Source organism: Methylorubrum pseudosasae (genome assembly GCF_029504475.1).
GTDB classification, from domain to species: Bacteria; Pseudomonadota; Alphaproteobacteria; order Rhizobiales; family Beijerinckiaceae; genus Methylobacterium; species Methylobacterium extorquens.
This window is the reverse complement of sequence record NZ_JAQGDU010000002.1, coordinates 251,246-265,123: the sequence shown is the minus strand read 5'-3', so window position 1 is coordinate 265,123 and position 13,878 is coordinate 251,246. Positions and strand designations below refer to the sequence as shown.

General features: G+C 68.8%; 10 protein-coding genes. 4 read left to right on the top strand and 6 right to left on the bottom strand.

All coding sequences use genetic code 11. From position 1 onward, the window contains the following. Position 1 precedes the first annotated feature (1 nt). The 6 genes from M2437_RS02090 to M2437_RS02065 all read right to left on the bottom strand — a co-directional run bounded on the left by M2437_RS02090 (position 2) and on the right by M2437_RS02065 (position 5,727). Entirely contained in the window at positions 2–1,096 is a 1,095-nt protein-coding gene (locus tag M2437_RS02090) for a glycosyltransferase family 4 protein (RefSeq protein ID WP_253389224.1), read from the bottom strand. Between the two features lie 514 nt (positions 1,097–1,610). Next, complete coding sequence (locus M2437_RS02085) at positions 1,611–1,934, bottom strand: HPr family phosphocarrier protein (RefSeq protein ID WP_003606019.1); 324 nt, start codon at positions 1,932–1,934, stop codon at positions 1,611–1,613. Positions 1,935–2,083: 149 nt separating this feature from the next. After that, entirely contained in the window at positions 2,084–2,485 is a 402-nt protein-coding gene (locus tag M2437_RS02080; protein WP_003606016.1) for a PTS sugar transporter subunit IIA, read from the bottom strand. Between the two features lie 125 nt (positions 2,486–2,610). After that, entirely contained in the window at positions 2,611–3,138 is a 528-nt protein-coding gene (locus tag M2437_RS02075) for an HPr kinase/phosphorylase (RefSeq protein WP_253389223.1), read from the bottom strand. Beyond that, positions 3,135–4,985: a sensor histidine kinase gene (locus M2437_RS02070; protein WP_012252882.1), complete on the bottom strand. Its 1,851-nt coding sequence runs from the start codon at positions 4,983–4,985 to the stop codon at positions 3,135–3,137. Before M2437_RS02070 ends, M2437_RS02075 begins: the two co-directional genes overlap by 4 nt. A 28-nt stretch (positions 4,986–5,013) precedes the next feature. Further along, on the bottom strand, positions 5,014–5,727 hold the full coding sequence (locus tag M2437_RS02065) for a response regulator transcription factor (RefSeq protein ID WP_003606011.1): 714 nt from the start codon (positions 5,725–5,727) through the stop codon (positions 5,014–5,016). Positions 5,728–6,125: 398 nt separating this feature from the next. Here M2437_RS02065 and M2437_RS02060 point away from each other — a divergent pair, with 398 nt between their 5' ends. The 4 genes from M2437_RS02060 to M2437_RS02045 all read left to right on the top strand — a co-directional run bounded on the left by M2437_RS02060 (position 6,126) and on the right by M2437_RS02045 (position 13,755). Further along, positions 6,126–6,941, top strand: coding sequence for a HugZ family pyridoxamine 5'-phosphate oxidase (locus M2437_RS02060; RefSeq protein WP_076640573.1), 816 nt, complete (start codon positions 6,126–6,128; stop codon positions 6,939–6,941). 160 nt (positions 6,942–7,101) lie between these two features. Then, entirely contained in the window at positions 7,102–8,907 is a 1,806-nt protein-coding gene (gene lepA / locus M2437_RS02055; RefSeq protein WP_012752292.1) for a translation elongation factor 4, read from the top strand. A 332-nt stretch (positions 8,908–9,239) separates the two neighbouring features. Next, a complete protein-coding gene (locus M2437_RS02050; protein ID WP_015821866.1) occupies positions 9,240–10,493 on the top strand; it encodes an efflux RND transporter periplasmic adaptor subunit in 1,254 nt (417 codons plus the stop codon). A gap of 91 nt (positions 10,494–10,584) precedes the next feature. Continuing rightward, positions 10,585–13,755 (top strand): efflux RND transporter permease subunit, encoded by a 3,171-nt coding sequence (locus M2437_RS02045; RefSeq protein ID WP_253389222.1) that lies wholly within the window; start codon positions 10,585–10,587, stop codon positions 13,753–13,755. Positions 13,756–13,878: the final 123 nt, after the last annotated feature.

Genomic DNA, 13,878 nt, shown 5'->3' with positions numbered 1-13,878 from the left:
GTCAGGCCGCCGGGCGTTCGAAGAGGGCGACGCGGGAGCTCTGGGCCGGGGCACCGGCCAGCACCTCGCGGTAGAGCTCCTCGTAGCCGTCGGTCATCACCTGGGCGTCGTAGAGCGTCTCGGCCCGGCGGCGGCAGGCGCGGCGGTCGAGGCCGACGGCACGCTGGATCGCACGGGCCAGGGCCGCCACGTCGTCGGCGGGGGCAAGCGCGCCGGAGAAGCGATCGACGATGTCGGGGATCGCGCCGCGGCCGAAGGCGGCGACCGGGGTGCCGCAGGCCAGCGCCTCGGCGACGACGAGGCCGAACGGCTCTTCCCAGCGCGGCGAGACGATGGCCGCCCGCGCGCCGCCGAGCTGGTGGGCCAGCTCCCGGTGGGAGAGATGGCCGACATAGGCCGCATCCGCTCCGAGACGCGGGGCGATCCACTCGTCCCAGTAGCGCGGGTTCGGCTGCGGGCCGGCAAAGCGCAGGGGGATCCCGGCGCGGCGCGCCGCGTCGATGGCCAGATGCGTGCCTTTCTCCGGAACGATCCGCCCGCTCCAGAACACGTAGCCCGCCGGGTCGGCCTTGTGGCTGAAGGCGAAGGTCGAGAGGTCGATGCCGTTGCCGATGACGCGGGCATCCGGCACCAGCGGCTGCCATTCCTGCGCCAGCGACGGCGAGACGGCGGCGAAGATCATGCCGGGCTTGGCCGCGCGTACGCCCTCGGCCAGCGACTCGAACGGCGGCGTATGCAGCGCCGTCGTCATCGGCACGGGGAGCGTGTGGCTCGCCCGCAGCGGCAGGTCGTGCAGGCTGTTGTTGTGCACGATGTCGAAACCGCCGCGCGCGACCGCTTCCATGATCCGCTCATAGGCCACGAGTTCGGCGCGCTCGATCCGCTCGCAGGCGACGGGATCGCCGAGGGCGTCGCCGGTCGGCGGGCAGACCGGGTTCGGCACCAGCGCCGGATCGGAGCCTTCCGAAGCGAAGAGCGTAACCCGGTGGCCCCTGGCGCGCAGTGCGCCGGCCAAGTGATGCGTGTGCATCTCGAGGCCGCCCAGATAGGGCTGTCCAATCGGGAACTTGAGATGGGCGATGACGGCGATCTTCAAGGGCATTGTCCGACGTCGGTGGCGTAAGGGACCCTGGGATGAGTCCAACGGCCAGGCTTCCGGCCGCACCATCGCCGTTCGTCTAGGAACGCCCGATGAACGAACCCTTCAGAAAATGGAGAGCTTGGGGAATAAAAGTGACGCAGGCCGCCAACCGGTCTCGGATGCGTGTGTGACGCCGCGAAGCGCCGCGACAGCCTCGTTCACGCAGCAACGTGCGCGTGAATTGTGCGCGGGAACGGTCTGACCCGCGGCACGATCGATGCCGCGACCTATCGTCGACATCACGGCCAGTGCCGCGATGGGACGCTCTACATGAACGTCAGCTCAAACCTTCCGCGCCATGCCTCAGCGCATCGGGACAGATTGATGGAGGACTTCACGACCGGCGACAGCGCGAGTTGCTGGTCTGGCACGAACCATACGAGGCGATGAGCAACGCCATCGCACGCGCGCATGACCGGCGCCGTCGCGCCCAAAATCGCCCTGCCGCGCGAGACGCAACGGCCGAGGACTACTCGTCCTCGCCGAATTTGTCGGCGAGCAGCGCTTCGATCGCGTCGAGGGCGGCGTCCGCGTCGCCGCCGACGGCGACCACGGCGATGGAGGTGCCCTTGGCGGCCCCCAGCGTCAGCAGGCCCATGATCGAGCGCCCACCGACGGTCTCGCCGCCGCGGGTCACCGTCACGGCGGCGGAGAAGCGCTCCACCGTCTGCACGAACTTGGCCGAGGCGCGGGCATGCAGGCCGCGGCGGTTGATGATCGGCAAGATCCGGACGAGGCCACCCTCGGGCACCTCCGGCTGCGGCTCGACCTCGCCGTCCACACTCTCTCCCATCGCCCCTGGTACTCCCTCCCCCGCCGCTTCGGTGCGAACCGGCGACGCGTCGGCGCGCCGTTCCGGATGCGGGACGACGTGGTTAAGCCGGGAGCGGGGCGAAGAAAAGGCCGTGCGGGAGTGAGACCGGGCTACTTGCCCGCAAGAAGCTACTTGCCCGCAAGAACCCGCGAGGCGACGTTGATGTACTTGCGGCCCGCCTCCTGCGCGTGGAGCACGGCATCGCCCAGGCTCTCGGCCTCGCGCACGCTGGCGAGCTTGATCAGCATCGGCAGATTGATCCCGGCGACCACCTCGACCTGGCCGCCGTTCATACATGACAAAGCGAGGTTCGACGGCGTGCCGCCGAACATGTCCGTGAGAACCACGACGCCCTGACCGGAGTTGACCCGACCGACGGCGGACATGATGTCGCCGCGGCGCAGCTCCATGTCGTCCTCCGGGCCGATCGTAATCGTCTCGACCTGCTTTTGAGGGCCGACGACATGCTCCAGGGCGGCCTTGAACTCGGTCGCTAACAGCCCGTGTGTGACGAGCACCATTCCAATCATCGAAGCGTGTTCCAACGCCCTGTGAGCGGAGACGCCATCTTGTGCAGCGCAAGGTGAAGCGCAAGCGGGTCGCGTCGTTTTGCGCGACACAACGGGCTCACCATGACACGGCCGCGGCAGCCGCGCTACACATCGCGGGCACCGCCGGGCACAAGAGCCGCCGGGTGCGTCCGCATTGCCACGCCGGCTCGAAGCGCCTCACGGATCAGGTATTCGTGGGGATGGCGCGGTTCAAGGGCGAGGCGGGGCAGCGCGACACCGAGGAGCATGGCGGTCGCGGCGTTTTCGGGAAGGCGCTCGGCCTCCGCCACGAGATCGACCACGAGGCGCAGCACCGCGGCCGGTGCGTGTGCCGCCAGACGGCGAAGGCCGAGACCGCGGATCTCGATTAGGCCGGCGAGCGCCGGGTGGGGCCGGGCGACGAGGCGGCCGTGATGCGCCTCCAGCCGGATGCGGTCGTCGCCGACGAGGCGGGCATGGCGACCTTCCAGGAAGAAGCGGTCGAGAAGCGCGAGGCAGAGCGCGGACTTGCCCGACCCGGACGGCCCCCGGATCAGCACGCCGGCCTCGTCGAGGAGCACGCAGCTCGCGTGAACCGTTTCCTGCACCATCTCCTGTGGCGGCTCGCTTTCCGGCGCAACCTCCCCGCTCATGCGGCGAGGTCGTCGTCGCGGTAGCGGTCGGCCCGGGGGGCTACGGGCAGGCGTACGATGAAGCGGGCGCCGCGCACCGTCGGGTGCCCCTCCTCGTCGGCCGGGCCGGGGCGGTTCTCGGCGCGGATCGAGCCGTGATGGGCCTGGATGATCTGCCGCGAGATCGAGAGGCCGAGCCCGGAATTCTGGCCGAAGCCCTGTTCCGGCCGGTCGGTGTAGAAGCGCTCGAAGATCCGCTCCAGGGCATGCTCGGGGATGCCGGGCCCCTCGTCTTCGACCACGAACTCGACCTCGTTCTTGAGGCGGCGCAGGGCCACCCGCACCTTGGCGCCGGGCGGGGAGAACGAGCGGGCGTTGTCGAGCAGGTTGTTGACGACCTGTCCGAGGCGGCTGTCGTGGCCGATGATGCGGAACGGGTCCTCGATCTCGCCGCTCGGCCGCTCGATGTCGAACTGGATCACCGCCGCCTTGGCGCGGCGCCGCTCGTTCGCCACCGAGGTCACGGTGGTCAGCAGCTTGCCGAGATCGACCCGGCGCGCCTCCGCGCGGGCGAGCTCCGCGTCGAGGCGGGAGGCGTCGGAGATGTCGGAGATCAGCCGGTCGAGGCGCTTCACGTCGTGCTGGATGATCTGCATCAGCCGGCCGCGCGATTCGTCGGTCTTGGCCAGCGGCAGGGTCTCGACCGCACTGCGGAGCGAAGTCAGCGGGTTCTTCAACTCGTGGCTGACATCGGCCGCGAAGCTCTCGATGGCATCGAGCCGCCGGTAGAGCGCCTGGGTCATGTCGCGCAACGCGCCCGAGAGATGGCCGATCTCGTCGGTGCGGCTGGTGAAATCCGGAATCTCCTGGCGCGACTTGATGCCCCGGCGCACCCGCTCGGCGGCGTCGGCCAAGCGCCGCACCGGCCCGGCGATGGCGCCCGCGAGCAGGATCGACAGCACCAGCATCACGGCGGCCGCGACGAGGAACACCTGGAGCAGGCCGAAGCGCTCGGATGCGATCACCCGGTCGATGTCGCCGCCTTGCGTCGAGACCATCAGCACGCCGCGCACGGAGCCCGCCCGCTGGATCGGCACCGCCACCGAGACGATGGTCTCGCCGCGCTCGTTGCGCCGGGAGATCGTGCCGCGCGAGCCCTTGAGCGCCGCCTGGACCTCGCGGAAGGCACGCCCGTCCTGCGGGCCCGCCTCCTCCTGGGCCGAGCGCTCGCTGACGACGAGGCCGAGGATGCGGGTGCCGACGAAGTCCCAGATCCGCTCCAGCACGTTGGGCTTGGGCGGCTTCACCACGGCCTCGCTCCGGCCGATGTCGCCGCGGGCGTAGAGCGTGCGGGTGTCGAACAGCAGGCTCCCCTCGCTGTCGTAGACCCGTGCGCGGTTGCCCGTCGGGGTCACGAGGCGGCGCAGCAGCGGCGCGACCTTCTCGGGGTTGAGCGAGAAGGCGAGCGAGGCGGGATCGTCGTCGAACTCGCGGCCCTCGCCGGCCTGCTGCTGCAGGAGCTTGTCCGGATCGACGCGGATCGTGTCGGTGTCGACGGAGGCTTGGGCAGCGATGGCGCCGGCGATGATGTCGCCCTGGATCAGCAGGCTCTGCACCCGCGCCTGGATCAGCCCCTGACGGAACTGGTTCAGGTAGAGGAAGCCGAACAGGAGGACGATCAACCCGACGAGGTTGAGCACCACGATTCGGCGCGTCAGGCTCGACGAGGCGCGCTGGCCGACCGCGTTCCAGAGGGCGCGCGGCCAGGTCAGCGGCGGGCGGGTGAGGGAGCCGACGAGCCGCGCGAGGACGCCGCGGCGGGCGTGGACCTCATCGGAATCGGGCTGGCGGGACAGGGGGGCGAGCATCGACGGACGGGACCGCGGGGGAATCGCCTCAACCCTCCTTGAACCGGTAGCCGACGCCGTAGAGCGTCTCGATCATGTCGAAGCTCTGGTCCGTCACCTTGAACTTCTTGCGCAGCCGCTTGATGTGGCTGTCGATGGTGCGGTCGTCGACGTAGACCTGATCGTCGTAGGCCGCGTCCATCAGGGCGTTGCGGCTCTTCACGACGCCGGGGCGCTGGGCCAGCGCCTGGAGGATCAGGAACTCGGTGACCGTGAGGGTCACCGGCTCGCCCTTCCAGGTGCAGGTATGGCGCTCGGGGTCCATCATCAGTTGGCCGCGCTCGAGCGAGCGGGCGGCGGCGTCGGCCTCGCGGGCGGCCGCCCCCGGCGTGGCGTCCTTCGGGGCGAAGCGGCGCAGCACCGCCTTCACCCGCTCGACCAGCAGGCGCTGCGAGAACGGCTTATGGATGAAGTCGTCCGCACCCATCTTGAGCCCGAACAGCTCGTCGATCTCCTCGTCCTTCGAGGTGAGAAAGATCACGGGAAGGTCCGATTTCTGCCGCAGGCGTCTGAGAAGCTCCATTCCGTCCATGCGCGGCATCTTGATGTCGAAGATGGCGAGATCGGGCGGGGAGTGACGCAGACCGTCCAGCGCCGAGGCGCCATCGGTGTAGGTCTGGATGCGGTAACCCTCGGTCTCCAGCGCGATCGAGACGGAGGTCAGGATGTTGCGGTCGTCGTCGACGAGGGCGATCGTGGGCATGCAGTTTCCCTGACTTGACGGCGCGCGCGCCGCCCCTGGCGCGTCCTTGGCGGGGCCCGCAACGGCGAGGCTCGGTACCCGCAAATCGGGGACCGCCAGCCGTGCGGAGGGTCTCGTCCTTTACGACCATCGTTCGAAAAAAGCGAGCGGCAGTCTAAGCTTGGCCGTGTCGGCAGGCTTGGACAAGGGGTCTGTACGAGCGTTTTCGCGTGGACGGCTTCGGCAATCGCCTCGCTCCTCAGCATGAGGAGCGTCGTGGACATCCGCGCCCGCCGGCCAAAACAGCTTTGGCGAACGGCAGAGCGGACAACGCGCCGCGCCCGTCCGTGCCGCGGACCCTTCTGCGCCGGCCGCGTGCCGCGCTATGCTCCGGCCCGAAACTGGGGAGGAATGCTTTCATGGCCAACGACGCGATGCCGCCCGCGGGGGAACGGCGCCGGCCGGCCGAACCGTTGCCCGCCTCGGAAGCCCCGTTCGACGCGATCGGGCTCGCCCGGCATCTTCTGCGCAGCGTGCGATCGGGTGCGCTCGCCACGATCGACGCGGCCGACGGCACCCCCTTCGCCTCCCTCGTCACCTTCGCCACCGACAGCGACGGCACGCCGGTGATGCTGCTCTCGCGTCTCTCGGCGCATACGCGCAACCTCGATCACGACCCGCGCGCCTCGCTGCTGTTCTCGGTGGGCGGCAAGGGCGATCCGCTGGCCCATCCGCGCCTGACGGTGACGGGCCGCGCCGCGCGCTGCGACGAGCCGCGGATCCGCGAGCGCTTCCTGGCCCGCCACCCGAAGGCGAAGCTCTACGCCGACTTCCCCGATTTCGGCTTCTTCACCCTCGCCCCCACGGCCGGCCACCTGAACGGCGGCTTTGCCAAGGCGGCGACCCTGACGCCGCAGGAACTGCTCCTCGACCTGGCCGGCGCCGAGGCCATCGTCGCGGGCGAGCGCGGCGCCGTCGAGCACATGAACGCGGATCACGCCGACGCGCTCGCCCTCTACGCCGCAGGCGCCGGCGAGCCCGGGAGCGGCTGGCGGCTCACCGGGCTCGACCCGGAGGGGCTCGACCTGATGGCCGGCGAGCGCACGGCGCGGGTTCCCTACCCCGAGCCGGTGCGCGACATGGGCGCCTTGCGCAAAAGCCTCGTGGCGATGGCGGCCGCAGCGCGGGCCGGCTCCGCGGCGGAGGCCGCACCCGCTCCCGACGGGCCGACCTGAACCCGTTCGACGGGCATGCGGCGCCAACAACGGTAAGCGCGCGGCGCACCCCCGCCTTGGCGTGCGTGCCCGCCGCTGCTATCTCCGCCCCGGACAATCCCGACAAACCTGCCGTGCGCCGCGTCAGCCCCGCGACGGGACCGCCGTGCCGGAGACCCCGATGACCACCCGCACCATCGACAACATCCGCAACTTCTCGATCGTCGCGCATATCGACCACGGCAAGTCGACGCTCGCCGACCGGCTGATTCAGACGACCGGCACCGTGGCGCTGCGCGACATGAGCGAGCAGATGCTCGACTCGATGGATATCGAGAAAGAGCGCGGCATCACCATCAAGGCCCAGACCGTGCGGCTGGAATACCGCGCGGAGGACGGCAAGGATTACATCCTCAACCTGATGGACACGCCCGGCCACGTCGATTTCGCCTACGAGGTGTCGCGCTCGCTCGCCGCCTGCGAGGGCTCGCTGCTGGTGGTCGATGCCTCCCAGGGCGTCGAGGCGCAGACGCTCGCCAACGTCTACCAGGCGCTCGACGCCAACCACGAGATCGTACCCGTCCTCAACAAGGTCGATCTGCCGGCCGCCGAACCGGACCGGGTCAAGGAGCAGATCGAAGAGGTGATCGGCCTCGACGCCTCCGAGGCCGTGCCGATCTCGGCCAAGACCGGCCTGAACATCGAGGCGGTGCTGGAAGCCATCGTCAAGCGCCTGCCGGCGCCGAAGGGCGACCGCGAGGCGCCGCTCAAAGCCCTGCTGGTCGATAGCTGGTACGACGTCTATCTCGGCGTCGTCGTGCTCGTGCGCATCATCGACGGTGTGCTCAAGAAGGGCATGACCATCCGCATGATGGGCGCGGACGCCGCCTACGGCGTCGATCGCATCGGCGTGTTCCGCCCGAAGATGGCCGATATCGGCGAACTCGGCCCCGGCGAGGTCGGCTTCTTCACCGGCTCGATCAAGGAGGTGGCCGACACCCGCGTCGGCGACACGATCACCGAGGACAAGCGCCAGACCACGCAGATGCTCGCGGGCTTCAAGGAGGTTCAGGCGGTCGTGTTCTGCGGCCTGTTCCCCGTGGACGCCGCCGATTTCGAGTCGCTCCGTGGCGCCATGGGCAAGCTGCGTCTGAACGACGCCAGCTTCTCCTACGAGATGGAAACCTCGGCCGCGCTCGGCTTCGGCTTCCGCTGCGGCTTCCTCGGGCTGCTCCACCTCGAGATCATCCAGGAGCGCCTGGAGCGCGAGTTCAACCTCGACCTGATCTCGACCGCGCCGTCGGTGGTCTACCGGCTGCTGATGCGCGACGGCGAGCTCAAGGAGCTGCACAACCCGGCCGACATGCCCGATCCGATGAAGATCGAGACCGTCGAGGAGCCGTGGATCCGCGCCACCATCCTCACGCCCGACGAGTATCTCGGCGGCGTGCTGAAGCTGTGCCAGGACCGGCGCGGCATCCAGATCGACCTGAACTACGTCGGCAAGCGCGCCATGGTGGTCTACGACCTGCCGCTCAACGAGGTCGTGTTCGATTTCTACGACCGCCTGAAGTCGATCTCGAAGGGCTACGCCTCGTTCGACTACCACGTCTCGGATTACCGCGAGGGCGACCTCGTGAAGATGTCGATCCTGGTGAACGCCGAGCCGGTCGATGCGCTCTCGATGCTCGTCCACCGCACCCGCGCCGAGTCGCGCGGCCGGGCGATGTGCGAGAAGCTGAAGGACCTGATCCCGCGCCACCTGTTCCAGATCCCGGTCCAGGCGGCGATCGGCGGCAAGATCATCGCCCGCGAGACGATCCGCGCGCTGTCGAAGGACGTGACCGCAAAGTGCTACGGCGGCGACATCTCGCGCAAGCGCAAGCTTCTGGACAAGCAGAAGGAAGGCAAGAAGCGCATGCGCCAGTTCGGCCGCGTGGAGATCCCGCAGGAAGCCTTCATCGCCGCGCTGAAGATGGACGACTGACGGGCTCGCCCTCTTTCCTCGCCGTCGCGAGGCGGGGCTGAAACGATTGGGCTCCTCTCTCCGGAGACGTCGCGCGATGGGTTCGCTTCACCGCCTCGCGGCCACGGCGAGGACGCCATACGAGCAACAATCGAAAAAAATCCCGCCAGCGCGTAAAAACACCGCCGTTGTTTCATTTGTAAGAAACCGATCCCGTCATACCCCGGTCAAGCCGCCACGGTAACGGCGTAATTCGGGAGCTTCGGTTGCGCGCAAGCGAAAGCCGAATCAACCGGCGCGCAGCGCGCCCGTCGTGACATCGAGGCGCTGGGTCGAAGCGGAACGGGACGACGATGGGCGGGGCGCACGACGACAACCTGACGCCGCATAGGATGCGGCTGCGCACGCAACTTCTCGTTGCCTGCGTGCTGGGGGCAGGCGCGGCGGCCGCCCTCTGGTACGGCCGCCCGAAGGAAGTCGATGCCGCCGTGCCGATGCCGGCTGCCGTGACGGCCACCGCACCGGGGCGCTTTGTGCTCACCGAGAGCCAGCTTGCCACCGTCACTACCGTGGCGGTCGAGCAGCGGCTGTTCTACGAGGACATCGCCACCGAGGGGAAGATCAGCGTCGACGAGTACCGCGCGACGCCCGTCTTCTCGCCCTATGCCGGCCGGGTCATCACCATCTTCGCCCGCTCCGGCGAGCGGGTCAGGCAGGGCGACAAGCTGTTCTCGCTCCAGGCCAACGAGATGGTCCAGGCGCAGAACGACTTCCTCGCGGCGCTGAACGTGCTCAACAAGACGCGCTCGCAGCTCTCCTACGCCACCAACACCGAGAAGCGCCTGCACGACCTCTACGATTCCCGCGTGACCACGCTGAAGGAATTGCAGACCGCGCAGAACGACCTCACGACGGCGCAGAACGACGCCAAGACGGCAGAGGTCGGCCTGGAGGCGGTGCGCAACCGCCTGCGCATCCTCGGGCTCGCCGACGACGACATGAAGGCGCTCCAGACCAAGGGCGCGATCAACCCCGAGACGACGATCAACGCGCCGCTCTCCGGCACCGTGATCCAGCGCAAGATCGGCCCGGGCCAGTACATCAACACCGGCGGCTCCGACCCCTCCTACCTCATCGGCGATCTCGGCCGGGTCTGGATCGTCGCGCAGTTGCGCGAGACCGACGCGGCCAAGGTCGATCTCGGCGAACGCATCCGCTTCCGGGTGCTCGCCTACCCGAACCAGACCTTCGAGAGCCGCATCAACTACATCGGCGCCTCGGTCGATCCCGCCACGCGCCGCATCGTCGTGCGCGCCGAGGTCGACAACCCGAAGGGGCTCTTGAAGCCCGAGATGTATGCCAGCGTCCACATCATCAACGAGCGCGAGACCGTCTCCCGCGCCGTCCCGCGCCAATCGGTGATCTTCGAGGGCGACAAGGCGCGGGTCTGGGTGCTCGGCGCCGGCAACGCCGTCGAGAGCCGCGCGGTCAAGACCGGCTTCCTCGACGGCAACGACATCGAGGTCACGGAAGGGCTCGCCCTCGGCGAGCGGGTGATCTCGAAGGGCGCCCTGTTCATCGACGGCATGACCGACCAGCCCGGCTGAGAGCCCGGCCCACCGCTTCCCGCGAAAACAAGCATTCCGAGCCGGGGCCGTCCCCGGCCGCGCCCGACGGCGCGAGGTTGGAACCGCCCCCATGAACGGCATCGTCGCGCTCGCGCTCCGGCAACGGCCCCTCGTCATCCTCGCCTTCGTGCTGTTCGTGGTCGGCGGCTTGGCCGCCTTCCAGAACCTCAACATCGAGGCCTATCCCGACCCGACCCCGCCGATGGTCGATGTCGTGACCCAGACCGACGGCCTCTCGGCCGAGGAGATCGAGCGCTACGTCACGATCCCGATCGAGCGGATCACCTCGGGCATGCCGAACCTCAAACAGGTGCGGACGATCTCGCTCTACGGCCTGTCCGACGTGAAGCTGCAGTTCGGCTTCGAGTTCGACTACCTCCAGGCCGAGCAGCAGGTCTTGAACCGCCTGCAGCAGCTCGATCCGCTGCCGGCCGGTGCCAAGCCCACCATTTCGCCGATCAGCCCGATCGGCGAGATCTTCCGCTACAAGCTCACGGCGCCGCCGGGCTACAGCGTGCTCGACCTGCGCACGCTCCAGGAATGGGTGCTGAAGAAGCGCTTCCGCGCGGTGCCCGGCGTGATCGACGCCATCGGCTGGGGCGGCAAGACCAAGACCATCGAGCTGTCGGTCGATCTCGACCGGCTGATGGCCTACGGCCTCTCCCTCGCCAACGTGGTCAAGACCCTCAACGACAGCAACCTCAATGTCGGCGGCAACCGCGTCGCCATCGGCGGCCAGTCGGCGGTGGTGCGCGCGGTCGGCCTGATCCGCGACATCGACGATATCAACGGCACGGTGCTGACTCAGGTCGGCGGCGCGCCGGTGCTGGTCAAGGACGTGGCCACCGTCACCATCGGCCACCAGCCGCGGCTCGGCATCGCCGGGATGAACGACGAGGACGACATCGTCCAGGGCATCGTCCTGATGCGCCGCGGTGAGAAGTCGACGCCCTCGATCGAAGCCGTAAAAGTGGAGGTCGCCAAGATCGAGGCCGCCGGCATCCTGCCGCCGGGCGTCAAGATCGAGCGCATCTACGACCGCGCCGACCTGATCGCGGTCACCACCCACACCGTGCTGCACAACATGGTGGTGGGCATCCTGCTGATCCTCGCGATCCAGTGGCTGTTCCTCGGCAACCTGCGCTCGGCGCTCATCGTCGTGGCGACGATCCCGTTCGCCCTGTTCTTCGCCGTCGTCATCCTCGTGGCGCGCAATGAATCCGCCAACCTGCTCTCGGTCGGCGCGCTCGATTTCGGCCTCATCGTCGACGGCACCGTCATCATGGTCGAGGCGATCTTCCGGCGCCTGTCGGGCCACGGCATACCCGGCTACCCGCCGCCGGGGCTCGACGCGAAATCGGGGCGCATCGCGCTCGCGGCCAGCGATGTCAGCCGCTCGATCTTCTTTGCCGCGGCGATCATCGTCACCGGCTTCCTGCCGCTCTTCACGCTCACTGGCGTCGAGGGCCACATCTTCGGGCCGATGGCGACGACCTACGCCTACGCCCTGCTCGGCGGCCTCATCGCCACCTTCACCGTCACGCCCGCGCTCGCCGCCTACCTTCTCCCCGCGCATATCGAGGAGAAGGAGACGATCCTCGTGCGCGCCCTCGACTGGATGTACCGCCCGGCGGTGCGCGCGGCGCTCGGCGCCCGGCTCGTCACGGTGGCCTGCGTCGCGCTGATCGCGGTCGGCGTCGGGCTGGCGGCGCGCAATCTCGGCTCGGAGTTCCTGCCGAAACTCGAAGAGGGCAATCTCTGGGTCCGCGCCACCATGCCGGCGACGATCTCGCTGCGGGAGAGCAACGGCTACGTCAACGAGATGCGCAAGATCATCGCCTCGCTGCCCGAGGTCGAGCGCGTGGTCTCGCAGCACGGGCGCCCGGACGACGGCACCGACGCGGCCGGCTTCTTCAACGCCGAGTTCTTCGCGCCGATGAAGCCGCTCGAACAGTGGCGCCCCGGCGTCGACAAGGAGAAGCTCACCGAGGAGATGCTGCACAAGCTCCAGGCGGCCTTCCCCGGCGTCGATTTCAACCTGTCGCAATACCTTCAGGACAACGTCGCCGAGGCGGTCTCCGGCATCAAGGGCGAGAACTCGTTCAAGATCTTCGGCAACGACCTGCAGAAGCTCACCGACAGCGCGAAAAGCGTGATGAAGGTGCTCTCCACGGTCCGCGGCGTCGAGGATCTGGCGGTGTTCCAGTCGCTCGGCCAGCCGACCATCGAGATCGACGTGGACCGGGTGCGCGCCGCCCGCTACGGCCTGACACCGGGCGACATCAACACCACGGTGCGCACCGCCATCGGCGGCGACTCGGCCGGCGACCTCTACGATCCCGGCTCCGAGCGGCACTACCCGATCATGGTGCGCCTCCAGCCCCAGTTCCGCCAGAGCATCGAGGCGATCGCCAACTTGCGCATCGCCGGCCAAAGCCCGGCCAACGGCGCGCCCGTGCAGTTCCCCTTGAGCGCGGTGGCGCGGGTCGAGCTCGTCTCCGGCCCCGCCTACATCTACCGCGAGGCGCAGGAGCGCTACCTGCCGGTGAAGTTCTCCGTGCGCGGGCGCGACCTCGGCAGCACCATCGAGGAGGCGCGCGCCCGCGTCGCCAACGAGGTGACGCTGCCGCCGGGCTATCGGCTGGAGTTGGTCGGCGAGTTCAACAACATGAAGGGCGCGATCGCCCGCCTCTCCGTGACCGTGCCGATCGCGGTCGGCATCATCGCGATCCTGCTATTCATGAACTTCTCGTCCGTGGTGGATTCGCTGCTCGCGCTCAGCGTGATCCCGATGGCGATGGCCGGCGGCATCCTGGCGCTCTCGCTCACCGGCACCTCGTTCAGCGTCTCGGCAGCGATCGGCTTCATCGCGCTGCTCGGCATCGCGGTGATGGACGGCATCATCGTGCTGTCCTTCTACAACGACCTCCTCGCCGCAGGCGTGCAGCGCGTGCCGGCGATGCTGCGCACCTGCTACACGCAGATGCGACCCGTGGTGATGACCTGCGTCGTGGCCGGCGTCGGCTTGCTTCCCGCAGCCTTCTCCACCGGCGTCGGCTCGCAGGTGCAGAAGCCGCTGGCGCTGGTGGTGGTGGGCGGCATGGCGCTGGCCCCCCTGCTGATCCTGCTCGTGCTGCCGGTGCTGATCCTCACCTTCTCGCGCCGCAAGCCTGCCGCGCATTCCGAGGCGTCGGACCGGGTCGCGGCTGCGCAGGCGCATTCGCCTGCAGAGGCGCATTGAGGGGCGTCAGCGCCCCTCGTGCGAAATCCGACGGATTGCTTCCCTATAAGCGGATTTCGCCTGTCGCTCGGGCGCCGCACGGGCTTGCTGAGACGGCTGACCGCTTTGACCGAGCGGTAAGCG